Below are 17,568 nucleotides of genomic sequence, written 5' to 3'. Positions count from 1 at the left end.
CGCTTCGGGCGCCCCTGAAACAGGCAGCTACATCCCTAGGTCAAGTCCGCGGCCTGCCTGCTCGGCGACGAACGACCCGGTCGGCCCGCCGCGACCCGGGTTCGCGAGCGCCGGGGCGGCGGGCTTGCCGGCCGCTCCCGCCGCAAGGGCGGGAGCGACGGCTGAAATGCGGGCGCGCGGACCCGCTTACGACCCCAGGTGCGTGTTGAACCAACCCACGATGCGGTTGGTCAGGTCGGTGCGGTTTTCCGGCCGGCGGATGCCGTGGCCCTCGTCCTGGTAGACGACCAGCGAGGTCTCGACGTTCATGGCCTTCAGGCCGTGCCAGAACTCCATCGACTGGGCCGCCGGCGTCTCGACGTCGCGCTCGCCGACATAGATGAAGGTCGGGGTCTTGGCGTCCTTGATCGTGCGGATCGGCGACAGCTTGTCGTAGATCGCCGGGTCGTTATAGGCGGTGTCGCCGAAGAACGGGACCATCCACTGGTCGATACCGTTCTGACCGTAGTAGCTGATCCAGTTGGCGATGCCGGCGCCGGCCACGGCGGCCTTGAAGCGCTGGCTGTGGGTCACCGTCCACATGGTCATGTAGCCGCCGTAGCTGTGGCCGAAGATCCCCAGGCGCTTGTCGTCGACCGGGGCGATCTTCTCCACCGCGTCGATCCCGGCCAAGATGTCGCGCAGGTCGCCGCCGCCGAAGTCGCGGCGGTTGCTGGTCTTGAAGGCCTCGCCCTGGCCGAAGCTGCCGCGCGGATTGGGCTGGAACACGTAGTAGCCAGCCTTCAGCAGGTCATAGACCGTGCCGCTGGAGCCGAAGCGCGAGGTCACGGCCGACGACGGGCCGCCGTGGACGATGACGACCATCGGATAGGTCTTGCCCGGCTCGACCTTGGCCGGCGCCTGCAGCCAGCCCTGGACGTCGAAGCCTTCGTTCTTCCAGGTGACGCTCTTGCCGATGTAGTTGGCGGTCAGGTCGTCGTTGTCGTGGGTGATGGGCTTCAGCGACTCCGGCGCGCCCACCAGAATTTGCGGCGCCCTGGCGAACGAGTCGACGACCGTGGCGGCCAGCTTGCCGCTGGGGTCGAACGAGACGCGGCCGTCGCCGGCTGAATAGCTGACCTCGCCGCGCGCCATGAGCGTGACCTTGGCCCCGCCGGCCGGGTCGATGCGGGCGATGGCGCTGTCGCCGCCCAGGATGGCCGAGGCCATCGGGCCCTTGGCGGTCCAGGAGAGGCTGGTGAAGGTGCCCTTGTAACCCTCGGTCAGGTTGGTGGGCTGGCCGCCCGCGAGCGGCACGGTCCAGACGTCGCCGCCGACCGCGCCGAAGTCGCTCATCAGGCCGCCGATGAAGGCCACCGACTTGCCGTCGGGCGACACGCGCGGGGCGTTCAACTGCATCTTGGGCGCGGCGATCACGCGGCTGGAGCCGTCGATCCCGAAGGCCCGCAGGCTGGCGACCCACCAGTTGTTGTCGCCGTCGCCCTTGGCGGCCGTGCCAACGAAGCCCTTGGAATCCGGCGTCCAGTCATACTCGTAGACGAAGGTGTCGTCGGGCGAGGCGAACTTCAGGTCGCCGCCGATGGCGGGGACCACGGCGATGCGCTGCTCGTCGATGGTCCCGGCGACGCCGATCTCGCCGACCTGGCGCACGCCGGCCTGGGTGGCGCCGGTCTGCTTGCGCGCGCCGACCGTGGCGAGCATGGCGATCGACTGGCCGTTCGGGGCCCAACGCGGCGTGCTGGCCACGCCCTTCACCGTCGCGGCGGCGCGGACCTTGTCGCCCTCGATCACGAACAGGGTGGCCGCGCCGGCCCGCATGTCCGAGCCGATGAAGGCCAGCTTCTGGCCGTCGGCCGACCAGGCCGGGCCGCTGTAGCGGCAGGTCTGGCAGGGATCGAAGCGGTTGGTGATCTCGCCCTTGGCCGAGCGGATGACGATGGCGGCGCGGTTGTCGGACGCCGTCCCGACGGTCTCGGCGCTTTCGATGGCCGCCAGGCGCTTGCCGCCCGGGGCCAGCATCAGGCCGCCATAGCCATGGACCGAGGGAGCAGCGGGCGCGGCCGCTTGCAGGGCCGCCGCGGCGACCAGGGAGAGCACGAACGACATCACGTGAGCCTTGAGTGAGCCTTGCCGGAAAGGGCGTGTGCCTCGAATTCGCGCGCCAATGTGTCTGAAAAATTTCTGTCGCAATTTGTCCGAGACTCAGTCGCCGTCGTCGGGCGCGGTCAGGTCGGACGGGTCGAACGCGTAGTCCAGCAGGTCGCCCGGCTTGCAGCCCAGGGCCGCGCACAGCCTCGCCAGGGTGCGGAAGCGGATGCCCTTGACCTTGCCCGAGCGGAACAGGGACAGCTGGGTCTCGCTGAGGCCGACCTCCTGGGCCAGGTCGCGGGCTTTGAGGCCCTTGGCGACGATCAGGGCGTCCAGGGTGACGCGAACGGGCATCAGATCATCTCATCGAGTTCGGCCTGCGCCGCCAGGGCCTGGTCCATGACCCGGCCCAGCAGGAATAGAGCGCCGCCGATCATGCCCAGCGTCATGCCGGCCACGTCGAAGTTCAGATAGCTGCCCTTGGTCAAGCCGACCAGCCGCATCAGGTTGCTGACGATGAAGACGCTAGCCACGCCGCCGACGCCGAGGGCCAGGCCCACCCGGCGCAGGGCCGAGGGTAGGGCGGCCTGGATCAATCGTCCCTGGGCGATCTGGCCCATGGCCCGGCCGATCGACCACACGCCGAACAGATAGCAGGCGACCGGGGCGTTCTGGATCGTCACCGCCAGCATGATGTCCGGCCGCAGCGGTCTGTGCTTCACCAGGGCGTAGAGCAGCGGAAAGCCCCAGGCCATCAGGGCCAGCAACAGGCCGACGCTGACGACCATGAACACCGCCAGCCAGCGGAACTGGCGGCACATGCGGCGGAATTTCTCGACGTCCTTGGCGTTCATGGGGGCCTCCCAACCTGTCTCATCTTTAATCTTGACTTAAAGGCGACCGCTTCGCAACTTTATATCTGACTTAAACGATATGAGTGCCCTGAGCATGTCCGCCGCCATAGAGACCGAAGGCCTCTCCCGTCGTTTCGGCCCGCGCCTGGCGGTCGACGGCGTCTCCATGACCGTGCCAGAGCGGGCCGTGTACGGCTTCCTGGGCCGCAACGGCGCGGGCAAGACCACGACCCTGAAGATGGTGCTGGGCCTGATCCGTCCGAGCGCTGGAACCGCGCGGGTCCGCGGCCTGGACGTCGCCCGCGACCGGATCGGCGCGGCGCGCGAGGTCGGAGCCTTGCTGGAGGCGCACGGCTTCTACGGCAACCTGACGGGCCGGGAGAACCTGGCCTTGACCACGACCCTGCTGGGCTGCCCCGCCAGCGAGATCGACCGGGTGCTGGAGGTGGTCGAGATGCGCCCCGACGCCGGCCGCAAGGTCGCCGGATACTCCCTGGGGATGCGCCAGCGCCTGGGCCTGGCCCGGGCCATGCTGGGCGCGCCGCCGGTGCTGGTGCTGGACGAGCCGACCAACGGCCTGGACCCCGACGGCATCGCCGACATGCGCCGCTTCCTGCGCGCCCTGCCCGAGCGGACCGGCGCGACCGTGCTGCTGTCCAGCCACCTGCTGGGCGAGATCGAGCAGACCGCCACTCACGTCGGCGTGGTCAATGACGGCCGGCTGGTGCTGGAGGGCGAGCTTTCGCGCCTGAAGGCCGACCTCGCGCCGGAGATCGTCCTGCGCACCGGCGACGATGCGCGGGCCGCCGCGCTGCTGCGCGGCCACGGCCTGGACGTCCGCGTCGCCGACAGCCTGACCGTGGCCCTGGACCCCGGCGACGCCGTCGACCCGGCCATAGCCGGGCTCACCGCCCTCCTGGTCGAGGCCGCCGTCCCCGTTTTCGCCATCGGTCCCCGCGCCCAGTCGCTGGAGGACATCTATCGCCGCGTCGCCGTTCCCACCCCCCGTCAAGCCGAGGCCGCCTGATGCTCGCCGCCCTGTCCGTCGAACTGCGCAAGCTGAACCGCTCGCTGGCCGCCGTGCTGGCGGTGGCCGCGCCGTCGCTGATCGCGATCTTCGCCTTCTTCAACCTGCTGCGCGCCGACAAGGCCCCGTCATGGGCGATGTTCCTTCAGGCCTCGACCGGCATCTGGGCCTATTTCATGCTGCCGATGAGCGTGACGGCCCTGACCGCCCTGGTCGCCCATATGGAGCACGGACCGCGCAGCTGGGATCATCTGCGCGCCTTGCCGGTCCCGCGCTGGCGCCTCTACGCGGCCAAGGCGGTCTGCGTGATCGGGATTGTCGTCATCATGACCGGCCTGAACCTGCTGCTGACCTTCGGCGCGATCTCCCTGGCCGGGACCATCAAGCCGGCGGTGGCGCCGATCGGTGATCCGGATCTTCCCCGCTTGGTCCTGCTGAACGCCAAGGTCGTGGCGGCGGCCCTGCTGCTGATCGCCATCCAGTTCTGGACCGCCGTGCGCTTCGCCAGCTTCGTACCCGCCCTGGCGCTGGGTATCGGCGGGACCTTCTTCTCGGTGGTCGCCACCGCAGCCAAGCAGGGGGTGTTCTTCCCTTGGCAGATGCCGGTCAACATGCTGGCCAAGGAGGCCTGGCGCGTCGACACGGCCCTGGCGCTGGGCGGCGGCCTGGGCCTGCTCGCCCTGATCGGAGCCATCGCCCACCTGGCGCGGCGCGAGGTGTTGTAACCGGCGCCCAGCCTGCTAGGACGCGAGTCAGGCAAGAGGCGGGATGACATGGCCGAACAGGCGCTCATCGGATTGATCGGCGGCATGAGCTGGGAAAGCTCGGCCCAGTACTACCGGCTGATCAACGAGGCGGTGCGCGACCGGGTGGGCGGCGTCGCCTCGGCCCGCACCTTGATGTGGTCGTTCGACTTCGCCGAGATCGAGCATCTGCAGCACGCCGGCCGCTGGCCCGAGCTGTCGCGCCGCCTGGCCGACGCCGCCCGGGCGCTGGAGGCCGGCGGCGCGGACTTCCTGATCCTCTGCACCAACACCATGCACCGCGAGGCCGACGCCATCGAGGCGGCGGTGCGGATCCCGCTGCTGCACATCGCCGACCCAACGGGCGAGGCGATCAAGGCGGCGGGTCTTTCGACCGTGGGCCTGCTGGGCACGGCCTTCACCATGGAGCACGACTTCTATCGCGGCCGGCTGGAGAGTAAGCACGGTCTGACCGTGCTGACCCCGGACGCCAAAGACCGCGCCGCCGTGCATCGGATCATCTACGAGGAGCTGGTGACCGGCCAGGTGATCGACGCCTCTCGCGAGGTCTACAAGGCGGTGATCGCGCGACTGGTGGCGCAGGGCGCTCAGGCGATCATCCTGGGCTGCACCGAGATCATGCTGCTGATCGGCCAGGCGGATAGTCCGGTCCCGGTGTTCGACACCACGACCCTCCACGCCATGGCGGCTGTAGACCGGGCCTTGAACAGCGCCGCCTAGCCGATAGGGTGCCCCCGCTCAAGTTGCGGAGTTACATGATGCGCCCCCTTTATGTGTCGGGCCTCGCCCTGCTCGCCAACCTCTCGATCCTGGCGGCGACGCCCGTCCTGGCTCAGACCACAACAGCCTACGAATCGGTTGATCCGTTCATCGGCACGGGCGGCGATGGCCACACCTTTCCCGGGGCGGTGGTTCCGTTCGGCATGGTGCAGCTGAGCCCCGACACCGACATCCTGCCGTTCAAGCAGAGCTATGCCCGCGCGGCCGGCTACCGCTTCGGCGACCCGACCATCCTGGGCTTCTCGCACACTCACTTCTCGGGCGCGGGCCACTCCGACCTCGGCGACATCCTGCTGACCCCGATCTCGGGCGAGGCCAAGCTGGAGCCGGGCGAGGTCGACAAGCCGGGCTCGGGCTATCGCTCGCGCTACAGCTACGACACCGAGGTCGCCCAGCCGGGCTACTACGCCGTCACTCTCAGCGACAGCCGCGTGCGCGCCGAGCTGACGGCGGGCCTGCGCACCGGCCTGCACCGCTACACCTTCCAGAAGGGCGACCGCGCCCAGGTGCTGATCGACCTGCGCAGCTCGATCTACAACTATCCGGGCAAGGTGCTGTGGTCGCGCCTGCGGGTGTCGCCGGACGGCGTGGTGACCGGCTATCGCGAGACGCGCGGCTGGGCGCCGGGGCGCAAGCTGTTCTTCGCCATCAGGTTCGACCGCCCACTGGTGGGCCAGTCGTTCCGCAACACCGAGAAGGACGTGCCCTATAACGGCTTCGCCCAGCCGGGGCGGACGCCGAACGACCGCGCCCAGGTCCAGGGCCGCGCCCTGGTGGGCGTGTTCGACTTCGGCCAGATCGACGGACCGCTGACCGTGAAGGTGGCGCTGTCGTCGGTCAGCGAGGACGGGGCCATCGCCAACCTCTCCAGCGACGAGCCGGGTTTCGACTTCGACGCCCAGCGCGCCCGCGCCAGGACCGCCTGGGAAAAGGCCCTGGGCGCGGTCGACATCGAGGCCCCGGCCCCGATGAAGAAGACCCTCTACACGGCGCTCTACCACACCCTGCTGGCCCCCAGCGTCTATGCCGACGCCGACGGCCGCTACCGGGGGCCCGACGATCAGGTGCACGAGGGCAAGCTGGACGGCCGCCCGTTCACCTTCCACTCGACCTTCTCGCTGTGGGACACCTTCCGGGCCGAGCACCCGCTGCTGACCCTGATCCAGCCGGCCGACTACACCAACGACGTGGTCAACTCGCTGATCGCCTCGCAGAAGCAAAGCCCCTACGGCATCCTGCCGGTCTGGCAGTTCCACGGTCAGGAAACCTGGACGATGATCGGCTACCACGCCGTGCCGGTCATCGCCGACGCCTGGATGAAGGGCATTCGCGGCTATGACGGCAAGGCGGCCCTGGACGCCATGGTCAAGAGCGCGACCTACGCGCCCTATGGCGGCCTCGGCGACTACATGACGCTGGGCTACGCGCCGATCGACAAGGAGCCGGAAGCCGCCTCCAAGACCGTTGAGTACGCCTATGACGACTGGACCATCGCCCGCATGGCCAAGGACATGGGCCAGGACGAGGTCGCCAAGACCTTCGAGAAGCGGGCGTCCTACTGGCGCAACAGCTTCGATGTGAAGACCGGCTTCCTGCGGGCCCGCAAGAGCGACGGGACCTTCCGCGAGCCGTTCAATCCGACCGCCATCAACTACGGCTCGGACTATACCGAGGGCAACGCCTGGCAATATTCCTGGTTCGCGCCACAGGACCTGGGCGGGATCGTCAAGACGCTGGGCGGCGACGCCGCGACGGTCAAGAAGCTGGACGCCATGTTCGACTTCGACAACTCGAAGGTCGACTACAGCCACGCCGAGGACATCGCCGGCCTGATCGGACAGTACATCCACGGCAACGAGCCCAGCCACCACGTGGCCTATATGTACGACTACGCTGGCGCCCCGTGGCGGACCCAGGCCCGCCTGACCCAGATCATCAAGACCCAGTACAAGCCGACGCCCGAGGGCCTGTCGGGCAATGACGATCTCGGCCAGATGTCGGCCTGGCTGATGTTCACGTCGCTGGGCTTCTATCCGGTGACGCCGGCCTCGAACGAATACGCCATCGGCCGTCCGTTCGTGGACAAGGCGACGCTGAACCTGCCGAACGGCAAGCGTTTCACGGTCCGCGCCGAGGGCATGGCCGACGACAAGCCGTACGTCTCGAAAGTGAGCCTGAACGGCAAGCCGCTGACCCGGGCCTATCTGAAGCAGGACGAGATCGTGGCGGGCGGCGAACTGGTCTTCACGATGAGCGCCACGCCGAACAAGACCTGGGCGACGAAGGTGGCGGACCGGCCAACGTCGCTGACGGGGTACCGGTAGAGCGCGTCGATTGGCGGCGTGACAAGTCGTCGAAGTTAGCGTTATGTTCTCCGCAGGAGTTCTCATGACCCGCCCCACGAACACCGCCAATGTCGTGATGCCGCCGAGCTATCCGTCGCGCGAGTCTCCCCGCGCCTTGATGTCAGACAAGGAGCTGGCTGAACTCGGTCGCGCTCAGATCGCGGCCGGCGACTATATCGAAGGCGACGATCTCGACGCCTTTTTGGATAGCCTGACTATTCCCCCGGACGCGGCCTGACAAAGCCTTGGCTTGGCGGGTGAGGTTATCCATGCGCGCGCAAGCTGACTTGCGGGGCGTCACCAGATGGCTTTCCCAACCCGGCGCAGGAGTGCTCGCGCGCAAGAAGCACGACGCTATCAGGTCGGGCATCAAAGGACTGAGCGCCGCGCCGTTGCGGCATCCAATCTGCCCTGAGACCGGCGGTCGCAAATGCAGCACGCTGGGCGGCTACGAGATCCACTACGACGTCGCTTCCGATCCTCCGGGGTCCATGACGGCGGGCATTGTGGACGTGCTGTTCATCAGAAGTCCTTTTCAGGACTATACGACGTTCGCGAACGGATAGCCCCGATCAGTAAGGCAGCTGCGACGGCGGTGGCGGGGCTGGCCCGCCCGACGGCGCCATGGTCTCGGCCGCCTTGGCCGCCGCGTCCAATTCCGAGGCCGCGCGGGCGAACTCCGCCGACAGGGTCTCGTAGTAGCCGTTGCGCGGATCCGGCGTGGTCTGGGGCGCGGGGTCGGGCAGCAGCCAGGGGAAGTCGCGGACCGCCAGGGTCTGGTGGGCGGTCATCATGAACCGGCGCCAGATGCTGGCCGGGATGTCGCCGCCGACCACCTTGTTCATCGGCTTCTCGTCGTCATTGCCGACCCAGACGCCGGTGACGTAGTCGGGCGTGAAGCCGACGAACCAGGCGTCACGCCAGTTCTGGCTGGTGCCGGTCTTGCCCGCCGCCGGACGGCCGAAGGCGGCGCGCTTGGCCGTGCCCTCGGTGACGACCTTCTTCATCATCTTGACCATGATGCTGGCGTGGCCGACGTCGTAGACGCGGCGCTCGGCCTGCGGAGGCTGGTGCTGGAACAGCGCCCGGCCGTCCTGGGTGGTGACCGTCTCGATGACGTAAGGCTCGATCCTGACGCCGCCCTGCTGGAACACCTGGAAGCCCGAGGTCAGCTGCAGCAGGCTGACCTCATAGGAGCCCAGCGCCACCGAGAGATCCGGAACGGGCGGCAGGGTGGTGATGCCGAAGCGGCGGACCAGGTCGCCGATCGCCGCGCCGCCGGCTTCCTGGCCCAGCTTCACGGCCACGGTGTTGATCGAGTTGATCAGCGCCCGCTCGACGGTCATCGGACCGCGATAGCCGCCGCTATAGTTCTCGGGGCTCCAGTCGCCGAACTTGACCGGTTCATCGACGCGGATGTCGGTGGGCAGCACGCCCTTCTCGACGGCGGCGGCGTAGACGAACGGCTTGAAGGTCGAGCCCGGCTGGCGGCGGGCCTGGACGGCGCGGTTGAACGGGCTCTCGCCATAGTCCGTGCCGCCGACCATGGCCCGGATGGCGCCCTCGGTCGACAGCGACAGCAGGGCCGCCTGACGCGCGCCCGAGCGGGTGGTCTCGGTGGCCATGGTCTGGCGCACGATCTCGGCGCCCTCGCGCTGCAGCAGCGGGTCGATGGTCAGGCGCACCACCAGGTCGGGCGCGTTCTGGCCAGCGATCTTCACCGCCTCGGTGGTGGCGTAGTCCAGCACCCAGCCGTAGTCGCCCTCGTCCTGCAGGGCCATGGGCGACAGGCGCGGGGTGTCGTCCAGCGCGCGGCTTTCCTGCTCGGCGGTGATCCAGCCTTCCTTGCGCATGTTGGCCAGAATCAGGCGGGAGCGGGCCAGGGCCCGTTCCATGTCGTTGGTCAGCGCCAGGCGCGAAGGCGCCTTGGGCAGGCTGGCCAGCAGGGCCGCTTCCGACAGCGTCAGCTGGCTGGCGGGCTTGCCGAAATAGGTCTGGGACGCGCCGTCGACGCCATAGGTGCCGGCCCCGAAATAGATGCGGTTCAGATAGAGCTCGAGGATTTCGTCCTTGGTCAGGACTTGCTCCAGCCTCCAGGCCAGCAGCATCTCCTGCAGCTTGCGCTTGACCACCCGGTCGGGCGTGAGGAACAGGCCCTTGGCCAGCTGCTGGGTCAGGGTCGAGGCGCCCTGGCGGGTCTTGCCGGCCCGCCAATTGGTCCAGGCGGCCCGGCCGATGCCTTGCAGGTCGATGGCCCCGTGCTGGTAGAACCGCCGGTCCTCGGCCGCCAGGAACGCCTGGGGCACGTAGTTGGGCACGGCGCCGATGGTGATCCGCTGGCCATAGCGCGGGCCGCGCGTGGCGATCACCTGGCCGTTGCGGTCCTCGAAGCGGATGCCGGGCGCGCGGTTGACCGCGAACAGCGCCGCGCGCGAGGGCAGGGGCGGGGTGTCTTGCAGGTACTTGTACCAGACATAGGCCGCGCCGCCGCCGGCCGCGAGCACGCCGATCAGGAACGAGACCAGCAGCACGCCCCAGATCCAGCCCCATTTGCGGGCCTTCTTCTTGGCGGCGCGGTGCTTGAGGTCGGCGCGGAAGGGCTCCTCCGGCGGCGGAGGGGGCGGCGGCGGAGGCTGATAGGAGGGCGGCGCGGCCGGGGACACCTGGAACGGGTCCTGTAGCGGCTCTGGCTTCGCCCACGGGTCGTGGGGCGGCTCGGGCGGCGCGCCGGCGGCAGGCTCCGGGCCGCGCCCGGTCGGCTTCCGCGACGGATCCTTGTCGTCGAACTTGTACGGCGGAAGGGTCCAGTCGTTCACGGTCTGAGTCAGGCTCTGTTTGTTCGCCAGGTAAATCGGGTTTAGGACGGCGCCATGACGCCACGCAAACCTTTCTGGGAGACGAAGACGCTCTCCGAGATGACCGTCCCCGAGTGGGAGAGCCTATGCGATGGGTGCGGCCTTTGCTGCCTCGTTCGCTTCGAAGACGAAGATACCGGCGAAATCATCCCCACGCGGGTGCACTGCCAGCTCCTCGACGCGCATCTCTGCCGCTGCAAGGACTATCCGAACCGCAAGAAGACGGTGCCGGACTGCATCAAGCTGACGCCCTACAATATCGAGGATCTGGAGTGGATGCCCCTCTCCTGCGGCTATCGCCGGATCCACGAGGGCAAGGACCTGCCGCGCTGGCACCCGCTGATCACCGGTGATCCGGACAGTCCCCACAAGGCGGGCGTCTCGGTGCGCGACCAGACGGTGTCGGAACTGAGCTTCAGGGACGCGGAAGACGCCATGGACTTCGTGGCGACGGACCTGATGCGCGATCGCGGCGATGATCCGTATGAGCCGGAGGATGGGGAAGGCTGAAAGTTGCTCCCCAGCGTTTCGGGAGAGGAACCAAGCCCCAGATACGGAAAAAGCCGGCCCGCGAACGCGGAACCGGCTTTTCGTCGCCCTTACGGCGAGAAGCTGTAAGCTTCTTACTTCTTGGCGGTGAAGCCAGCGAACTTGGCGTTGAAGCGCGAGACGCGGCCGCCGCGGTCCATCAGCTGGGCGTTGCCGCCGGTCCACGCCGGGTGGGTGCGCGGGTCGATGTCGAGCGCCAGCGTCGCGCCTTCCTTGCCGTAGGTCGAACGGGTTTGATAGTTCGAGCCATCCGTCAGGGTGACGGTGATGAAGTGGTAGTCGGGGTGAATGTCTTGTTTCATGGCGGCGATCCAGTCCGACTAAGCCGGCGAGTGTGAATTGGGTTAAGCGCCCTCCGCGCACGCGCGGGGTGGCCCTCGAAGACGGGCGGCTATAAAGAACCCGCGCGATTTTGGCAAGGGACTGTTGATGACTGACGCGAACGGCGGCGACCAAATGGCCGAAGGCCGCCCCGGCGCGGGGGCTGAACTGGTCCAGGGCATGGCCGAGGCCAAGGCCCGGCGGGCCCGCCGCAAGGACATTCGCCCCCTCGCGCACCTGCTGCCCTTCGTGAAGGCGCACAAGGGCGACGGGATCGCGGCGGGCTTCTTCCTGCTGTTCTCGACGGCCGCCACCCTGGGCCTGACGGCCGCCTTCAAGGAGGTGATCGACCACGGATTCGCCAAGGGCCAGGGCAGCGAGATCAACAGCGCCTTCCTGGGCCTGGGCGCCGTGGCCATGGTGCTTGCCATCGCCACCGCCCTGCGATTCTTCTTCATCACCCGACTGGGCGAGCGGGTCGTGGCCGATGTGCGCCGCGCGCTCTATGGCCACACCCTGGGCCTGGATCAGGAATATTTCCTGAAGACCCGCACGGGCGAGGTGCTGTCGCGCCTGACCACCGACGTCTCGCTGATCGAACAGCTGGTCGGGGCCTCGGCCTCGATAGCCCTGCGCAACATCCTCAGCCTGGTGGGCGGTCTCGGCTACATGGCGGTGGTCTCGCCCAAGCTGGCGGGCTTCATCGTGCTGATGGTGCCCGTGATCCTGGCCCCGATGTTCCTGGTCGGCCGCCGGGTGCGCAAGCTGACCGTCACCGCCCAGGACCGCTTCGCCGACGCCGTCGGCTATGCCGGCGAGAGCCTGGACGCCCTGGAGACAGTGCAGGCTTTCGGTCGCGAACAAGCCTCTTCGCTGCGCTTCGGCGGGGCGGTGGAAGAGGCCTACAAGGCCTCGGTGCGCCGGATCACCACCCGGGCCAGCATGACCGCAATGGTCATCACCCTGGCCTTCGGCGGCGTCACCCTGCTGCTGTGGGCCGGCGCGCGCCTGGTCCTGGCCGGCGAGATGACCGGCGGCACCCTGGCCCAGTTCGCCATGCTGGCGGTGATGGCCGCTGGCGCGATCGGGGCCTTGGGCGAGGTCTGGGGCGACGTCCAGAAGGCCTCGGGCGCCATGGACCGCATTTCCGAGCTGCTGAACGCCAAGCCCGACATCGCCGCCCCGGCCGCGCCCAAGGCCCTGCCGGTCCCGGCCCAGGGCGCGATCGCCTTCGAGAACGTGATCTTCGCCTATCCCGGTCGCCCCGACCTGCCGGCCCTGAACGGCTTCGATCTGGCCGTGAAGCCCGGCGAGACGGTCGCCCTGGTCGGCCCCTCGGGCGCGGGCAAGAGCACGGTGCTACGGCTGCTCTTGAGGTTCTATGACCCGCAGTCGGGCGCCATCCGCCTGGACGGCGTCGACCTGCGCGAGGCCGAGCCGTCGGAGGTGCGCGCGCGCATGGCCCTGGTGGGTCAGGATTCGCCGCTATTCTCGGGCTCGGCCATGGACAACATCCGCTTCGGCCGCGCTGACGCCACCGAGGCCGAGGTCCGGGCCGCCGCCGAGGCCGCCCAGGCCGCCGGCTTCCTCTCGGCCCTGCCGCAGGGCTTCGACACCCCGGTCGGCGAGCGCGCCAAGACCCTGTCGGGCGGCCAGCGCCAGCGCCTGGCCATCGCCCGGGCCCTGGTCCGCCAGGCCCCCATCCTGCTGCTGGACGAAGCCACCAGCGCGCTGGACGCCGAGAGCGAGCGCCTGGTCCAGCAGGCCCTGGCCGCCGCCATGGAAGGCCGCACAACCCTGGTCATCGCCCACCGCCTGGCCACCGTGCTGAAGGCCGACCGGATCGTGGTGATGGAAGAGGGGCGGGTGGTCGAGCAGGGCACGCACACCGAGCTCTTCGCCAAGGGCGGGCTCTATGCGCGCCTGGCCAGGCTGCAGTTTGGGGTGGAGGCGGCTTAAGCGGATCGGCCATGCCGTCGTCCTCGTCCTTCGACAGGCTCAGGATGAGGACGATTGTCGGCGCCGCGCCGGTAGAAAACCTCATCCTGAGCTTGTCGAAGGACGAGGTTTTCGGCTCTTCCGGGCTGAATGTCGGTCGGCCTTAAGCCATCGCCGAAGGACCGACGATTTCCGCCGGATCCTCGAACCACGCTTCGAACGACCGCGGCTCGGCCGAGCGGCCATGGATGCGCACTTCCGCCGTGGCCGGCCAGGCGCGGGCTAGGTCGTGGGCTTCGGCCACCGCCCGGCGGCGGCCGGTGAAGAACAGCACCTCGCCGGTGTCGCCGATCTTCACGCACCAGCCGCCGTCATAGGGCGAGACCTCGAACAGGCAGGCCATCGTCCTACTCCGCCGCGTAGACTAGCGGATGAGTGTGGGCCCACAGGTGGGCGCGATAGGTGTCGAAGCACTGCTCGCCGCAGATCAGGCGCATGACCGCGCCCTCGGCGATGTATTTGGCGCGGGAGGGATCCTCCGACACCAGCGGGACCAGGGCCTCGGCGTTCCAGGCCTTGGAGTGCTCTATGTCCAGCTGGGCGTGAAGGGCGAAGTACTTTCGAGCCTCGGCGGGGACGCCGACGCGCTTGAGGCCAGCGTCGACGCAGGCCACGCGGGTCGGGGCGGTCAGCTCGACGACGCCCAGGGCGCCGATCGACTGCCAGGCATAGCGGCGGGTCGTGGCGAAGGCGGTCATGACATTCGCCAGGCACAGCGATTGCCACAGGGTGGAGTCGATGGTCGGCGTCAGACCCAGGGTTTCGGTTGTCCGCGTCAGCATCGGACCGTGCATGCCCTTGGCGCCGCCGCGGCCCATTTCGTCCCAATAGTTGCGGGCCAGCTCCAGCTTGGCGCGGTCCGGAACCTTGACCTGGGTCAGCGCCACCAGGTCGTCGAAGCCGGCCTCGCCAGCCGCTTCCTGGGTCAGGAACCACTTGAGGTGCTCCAGCGAGGCAGAGCCTTCCAGCCAGTCGAACAGTGGATCCCACTGGCCGGGGCCGTGGTCCTTCAGCGCCTCGAACCAGGCGATGAAGCCGTCGGCGTCCCGCGGGACGTCCTCGACCAGCGGCGCGATGTGCAGACGGAAGGCCTCGATGAACGCGCCCTCGATGCGGCGCATCCTGATTTCCTGGTCCAGGTCCTCGCGCCATGCGTCGGAGGGCGCGGCCGGAGACAGGCGAATGTGGTTCCAGTGCGCCAGGCCCTTGTGCAGGGCCTCGGCGTCGGGGAATCGCGCGCTGAACGCGCCCAGGCGGGAAAGACGTTCGCCACCGTACACGGACACACTCCTTGATCTTGAAGGAGAGGTCGCCCGGCGAGGCGACCCCTACGCCGCCAACAGGCAGCGGCGAGGGGGCAAACGGCGATCGCGCGCATTGCGTTCCTGTGTCGGCAAAGCGACCATGTCGCGCGCCAAGCTACTGGAGAGACTTGGCTATTTGCGCAGATCCGCCGGCGTCGTCGGTTCGCTGATTACGTGCTCCATCGCCTTCCAGCGCGCGTCCTGGCTCTTGCCGGCGCGGTAGACGTGGTCGCGGACCATGTCCTGGCCGATGTTGTAGTTGATCACGTACGAGCGATAGGTCTCGATGAACGACACCCGCTTCTCGGCCCCGCCGCGCGAGTACAGCGTGTATTTCATCAACGCCTGGACGGCTTGCTCCTTGGTCATCTTGCCCGAGAGATAGAGGGCCGCGATGGTGTTGCCGGCGCTGGACAAGGCCGCCTTGGCGTCCTGAAGTTCGCCATAGGCCTTGGCGGTCGCCGGATCCAGGCCAGCCAGCGGATACAGCTTGTCGCGCTCGAAGTCCGTCTTGGCTTGACCCGGGAAGGCCAGCTCGATGCCGAAATTCGCCGAACCTTCCGCGATGAACGACTGCGGCGAGAACAGCGGATAGACCGAGAACTCCACCCAGCCCTTGCCCTTGGTCAGCTTCTCTTCCAGCAGGGCGTTGAGCACGTGGTGGCCGGGATAGCCCTCGTGGCAGCCCAGGTCCAAGGCCCGGCTGATATAGATCGGCAGGTCGGTGTTGATCTGGATCAGGCTGTGGGCGCCGCCCTTGTACCAGTTGTAGCCGCTCCAGGGCTTCTTGGTGACGAACTCCATGTCGAAGCGCTCGCCGGCCGGCAGCTTGATGTGCTCTTCGGTCTTGGCCTTGCAGGCCGCGATGCCGGCCTGCATCACCGCCTCGACCTTGTCGGTCGGGATCACGTAGCGGTTCTGGAAGGCGTCGACGCGGGCGGCCAGATCGCCCTTGCCCGGAACCAGCTTGTCGATGCGGGCCAGGATCGGGTCGTAGCTCTTCAGCGGCTTGATCACCGGGCGGACGCCGAACAGGCCCTCGGCCTCGTCCTCGAAGCTGAACTTGTCGCCGGCGATCATGGCCAGGCGCGTCTGGGCGGCCTTGATCTGGCCCTTCAGGAACAGCTTGCGGCGGCGCTCGTCGGGCGACAGCTGCTTGTCCTTGGTGGCGACCACCAGGATCATCAGGCGGTCGGCCTCCTTGCGCAGCACCGAGACCGGGCGCGGGGCCGCCTTGGCGGTGTCCATCAGGTGGACCGGGCCGTAATAGGCGTCGACATAGCCGGGCTCGCGCTCGCCGGCCTCCAGGGTCATGCGCACGAAGTCCTCGGCGACGCGGTCCAGCACCTGGCTGGAGGCCGTCGGCGTTGGCGCGGCGAACGCGACCGAACCGAGGGCCAGGGTGGCGGCGAGGGCGGCCGTGGAGACGACGTGGCGGATGTTCATGAGGCTTCCCCTGGGAGTTCGGCCGGCACGCTGCACCGGTCCGGGCCGTCTCCGCAAGAGGCGCCAGGCTACCCCCGCGCGGCGACCGCCAGGCCTGGGAAGTCGCTGAAGATCCCGTCGACGCCTGCGGCGTATAGCGCCTTGAACAGCGGCGCCACGTCGCCGTGCATGGCCAGGTAGGCCGGGTTCTGGGCGTCGCCCTTCCGCAAGCTGGCCGGCAGGAAGTAGTTCTCGGCGCGCACCGTCCAGGGGTGGACGGCCAGGCCGGCGGCGTGGGCGTTCTTCACCAGGTCGGTGGCCGGCAGCAGGGTGTTGGCGTCCTGCGGGATGACCATGGTCTTTTCCGGACCCAGGCCATCGGCATAGACGGCGACATCCTTCAGGCCGGCGGCGGTGACCAGGTCGGCGTATTTGACATTCGGCAGGTCGGCCGGTCCCCCCTCGCTGGCGACCAGCAGGACGAGGCGCGCCGCGGTCTTGGCCTTCAGGCGCTTCAGCGGGCCGACCTCGAAGCACTGAACGAACACCGGCGCGCTGGCCGAGTTCAGATTCATCGCCTTGAGCTTGGCGACCAGGCGATCCTCGGTCGGCAGGCCGATCGAGGCGAAATAGGTCGGGTGCTTCAGCTCGGGATAGGTGCCGATCACGCGGCCGGTGCGCTGGCTGCCGGCGCGGGCGATGGCCACGACCTCTTCATAGGTCAGGATCTGTGCCTGGCCGTCGAAGGCGGCGCTGGCCGGACGCAGCTGCGGCAGCCGCTCGCGGGCGCGCAGGGTCTTGATCTCGGCCAGGGTGAAGTCTTCCGTGAACCAGCCGGTGACCGACTGGCCATCGATGGTCTTGGTCGCCTTGCGGGCCGCGAACTCGGGACGGCTGGCGACGTCGGTCGTGCCGCCGATCTCGTTTTCGTGGCGGGCCACCAGGTGGCCGTCCTTGGTCGGGACCAGGTCGGGCTCGATGAAGTCGGCGCCCTGCTCGATGGCGCGCTCATAGGACAGGGCCGTATGCTCGGGCCGCTCGCCGCTGCAGCCGCGATGGCCGATGACGATGGGCTTTTTCGATTGGGCGCGGGCGAAGCCGGGCAGCAACGTGCCGGCGAGCGCGGCGGTGGTCATGGCGCGACGGGTAAGCAGGGTCATGGGGCGCGATTTAGCGCCGGGATGTGACGGTTTGGCTAGGCCTTTAAACGGTCACCTCGGCCTTCGCCGAGGTGACCAGATCTTTCAGGCGAGGTCGC

The 17,568-nt window shown here is 68.4% G+C and carries 17 protein-coding genes; 8 read left to right on the top strand and 9 right to left on the bottom strand.

The window, feature by feature from the left end; translation table 11 throughout:
- Nucleotides 1–186: 186 nt before the first annotated feature.
- From ACW175_RS20845 to ACW175_RS20835, 3 genes are all read right to left on the bottom strand, one after another.
- A complete protein-coding gene (locus ACW175_RS20845) occupies nucleotides 187–2,106 on the bottom strand; it encodes a S9 family peptidase (protein WP_492101850.1) in 1,920 nt (639 codons plus the stop codon).
- A 96-nt stretch (nucleotides 2,107–2,202) separates the two neighbouring features.
- Nucleotides 2,203–2,442, bottom strand: coding sequence for a helix-turn-helix domain-containing protein (locus tag ACW175_RS20840; protein ID WP_099581283.1), 240 nt, complete (start codon nucleotides 2,440–2,442; stop codon nucleotides 2,203–2,205).
- Nucleotides 2,442–2,942: a DUF2975 domain-containing protein gene (locus tag ACW175_RS20835; protein ID WP_492101849.1), complete on the bottom strand. Its 501-nt coding sequence runs from the start codon at nucleotides 2,940–2,942 to the stop codon at nucleotides 2,442–2,444. The genes ACW175_RS20840 and ACW175_RS20835 overlap by 1 nt, the downstream gene beginning before the upstream one ends.
- 94 nt (nucleotides 2,943–3,036) lie before the next feature.
- On the opposite strand from ACW175_RS20835, the gene ACW175_RS20830 reads away from it, so the two are divergent.
- The 6 genes from ACW175_RS20830 (at nucleotide 3,037) to ACW175_RS20805 (ending at nucleotide 8,424) form a co-directional block, all read left to right on the top strand.
- Nucleotides 3,037–3,969, top strand: coding sequence for an ABC transporter ATP-binding protein (locus tag ACW175_RS20830; protein WP_492101848.1), 933 nt, complete (start codon nucleotides 3,037–3,039; stop codon nucleotides 3,967–3,969).
- Entirely contained in the window at nucleotides 3,969–4,694 is a 726-nt protein-coding gene (locus tag ACW175_RS20825) for an ABC transporter permease (protein ID WP_492101847.1), read from the top strand. The genes ACW175_RS20830 and ACW175_RS20825 overlap by 1 nt, the downstream gene beginning before the upstream one ends.
- A 48-nt stretch (nucleotides 4,695–4,742) precedes the next feature.
- Nucleotides 4,743–5,453 carry an aspartate/glutamate racemase family protein gene (locus tag ACW175_RS20820; RefSeq protein ID WP_492101846.1) on the top strand — a complete coding sequence of 237 codons (711 nt, stop codon included), beginning with the start codon at nucleotides 4,743–4,745 and terminating at the stop codon, nucleotides 5,451–5,453.
- An 8-nt stretch (nucleotides 5,454–5,461) separates the two neighbouring features.
- A complete protein-coding gene (locus tag ACW175_RS20815; protein WP_492101845.1) occupies nucleotides 5,462–7,837 on the top strand; it encodes a GH92 family glycosyl hydrolase in 2,376 nt (791 codons plus the stop codon).
- Nucleotides 7,838–7,901: 64 nt separating this feature from the next.
- Nucleotides 7,902–8,096, top strand: coding sequence for a hypothetical protein (locus ACW175_RS20810; RefSeq protein ID WP_492101844.1), 195 nt, complete (start codon nucleotides 7,902–7,904; stop codon nucleotides 8,094–8,096).
- A gap of 31 nt (nucleotides 8,097–8,127) precedes the next feature.
- Nucleotides 8,128–8,424, top strand: coding sequence for a hypothetical protein (locus ACW175_RS20805; protein WP_492101843.1), 297 nt, complete (start codon nucleotides 8,128–8,130; stop codon nucleotides 8,422–8,424).
- A gap of 6 nt (nucleotides 8,425–8,430) precedes the next feature.
- Here the strand turns inward: ACW175_RS20805 and pbpC are convergent, their stop codons facing one another.
- Nucleotides 8,431–10,674, bottom strand: a complete 2,244-nt coding sequence (pbpC, locus tag ACW175_RS20800; protein WP_492101842.1) for a multimodular transpeptidase-transglycosylase PbpC — start codon at nucleotides 10,672–10,674, stop codon at nucleotides 8,431–8,433.
- Nucleotides 10,675–10,728: 54 nt separating this feature from the next.
- Here pbpC and ACW175_RS20795 point away from each other — a divergent pair, with 54 nt between their 5' ends.
- A complete protein-coding gene (locus tag ACW175_RS20795) occupies nucleotides 10,729–11,223 on the top strand; it encodes a YcgN family cysteine cluster protein (RefSeq protein WP_492101841.1) in 495 nt (164 codons plus the stop codon).
- 113 nt (nucleotides 11,224–11,336) lie between these two features.
- On the opposite strand, the gene rpmE is transcribed toward ACW175_RS20795, so the two are convergent.
- Nucleotides 11,337–11,564, bottom strand: a complete 228-nt coding sequence (gene rpmE, locus ACW175_RS20790) for a 50S ribosomal protein L31 (protein ID WP_099581267.1) — start codon at nucleotides 11,562–11,564, stop codon at nucleotides 11,337–11,339.
- A 124-nt stretch (nucleotides 11,565–11,688) separates the two neighbouring features.
- Here rpmE and ACW175_RS20785 point away from each other — a divergent pair, with 124 nt between their 5' ends.
- Nucleotides 11,689–13,542 (top strand): ABC transporter transmembrane domain-containing protein, encoded by a 1,854-nt coding sequence (locus tag ACW175_RS20785; protein WP_492101840.1) that lies wholly within the window; start codon nucleotides 11,689–11,691, stop codon nucleotides 13,540–13,542.
- Between the two features lie 142 nt (nucleotides 13,543–13,684).
- Here ACW175_RS20785 and ACW175_RS20780 read toward each other — a convergent pair whose 3' ends face one another.
- The 4 genes from ACW175_RS20780 to ACW175_RS20765 form a co-directional block, all read right to left on the bottom strand.
- A complete protein-coding gene (locus tag ACW175_RS20780; protein WP_492101839.1) occupies nucleotides 13,685–13,924 on the bottom strand; it encodes a DUF2188 domain-containing protein in 240 nt (79 codons plus the stop codon).
- A gap of 4 nt (nucleotides 13,925–13,928) precedes the next feature.
- Entirely contained in the window at nucleotides 13,929–14,867 is a 939-nt protein-coding gene (locus ACW175_RS20775; protein ID WP_492101838.1) for an iron-containing redox enzyme family protein, read from the bottom strand.
- A 150-nt stretch (nucleotides 14,868–15,017) separates the two neighbouring features.
- Complete coding sequence (locus tag ACW175_RS20770) at nucleotides 15,018–16,331, bottom strand: hypothetical protein (protein WP_492101837.1); 1,314 nt, start codon at nucleotides 16,329–16,331, stop codon at nucleotides 15,018–15,020.
- A gap of 68 nt (nucleotides 16,332–16,399) precedes the next feature.
- Nucleotides 16,400–17,470, bottom strand: a complete 1,071-nt coding sequence (locus ACW175_RS20765) for a glycerophosphodiester phosphodiesterase (protein ID WP_492101836.1) — start codon at nucleotides 17,468–17,470, stop codon at nucleotides 16,400–16,402.
- Nucleotides 17,471–17,568 lie beyond the last annotated feature (98 nt).

The sequence above is a fragment of the Caulobacter sp. FV1ye6ST genome, assembly GCF_058681225.1.
This window is presented reverse-complemented; position numbering and strand designations above follow the sequence as displayed.

Coding starts and splice junctions, on each gene's coding strand:
- ACW175_RS20845 (WP_492101850.1), bottom strand. CDS start 2,106: ATGTCGTTCGTGCTCTCCCTGGTCGCCGCGGCGGCCCTGCAAGCGGCC.
- ACW175_RS20840 (WP_099581283.1), bottom strand. CDS start 2,442: ATGCCCGTTCGCGTCACCCTGGACGCCCTGATCGTCGCCAAGGGCCTC.
- ACW175_RS20835 (WP_492101849.1), bottom strand. CDS start 2,942: ATGAACGCCAAGGACGTCGAGAAATTCCGCCGCATGTGCCGCCAGTTC.
- ACW175_RS20830 (WP_492101848.1), top strand. CDS start 3,037: ATGTCCGCCGCCATAGAGACCGAAGGCCTCTCCCGTCGTTTCGGCCCG.
- ACW175_RS20825 (WP_492101847.1), top strand. CDS start 3,969: ATGCTCGCCGCCCTGTCCGTCGAACTGCGCAAGCTGAACCGCTCGCTG.
- ACW175_RS20820 (WP_492101846.1), top strand. CDS start 4,743: ATGGCCGAACAGGCGCTCATCGGATTGATCGGCGGCATGAGCTGGGAA.
- ACW175_RS20810 (WP_492101844.1), top strand. CDS start 7,902: ATGACCCGCCCCACGAACACCGCCAATGTCGTGATGCCGCCGAGCTAT.
- ACW175_RS20805 (WP_492101843.1), top strand. CDS start 8,128: ATGCGCGCGCAAGCTGACTTGCGGGGCGTCACCAGATGGCTTTCCCAA.
- ACW175_RS20795 (WP_492101841.1), top strand. CDS start 10,729: ATGACGCCACGCAAACCTTTCTGGGAGACGAAGACGCTCTCCGAGATG.
- rpmE (WP_099581267.1), bottom strand. CDS start 11,564: ATGAAACAAGACATTCACCCCGACTACCACTTCATCACCGTCACCCTG.
- ACW175_RS20780 (WP_492101839.1), bottom strand. CDS start 13,924: ATGGCCTGCCTGTTCGAGGTCTCGCCCTATGACGGCGGCTGGTGCGTG.
- ACW175_RS20770 (WP_492101837.1), bottom strand. CDS start 16,331: ATGAACATCCGCCACGTCGTCTCCACGGCCGCCCTCGCCGCCACCCTG.
- ACW175_RS20765 (WP_492101836.1), bottom strand. CDS start 17,470: ATGACCCTGCTTACCCGTCGCGCCATGACCACCGCCGCGCTCGCCGGC.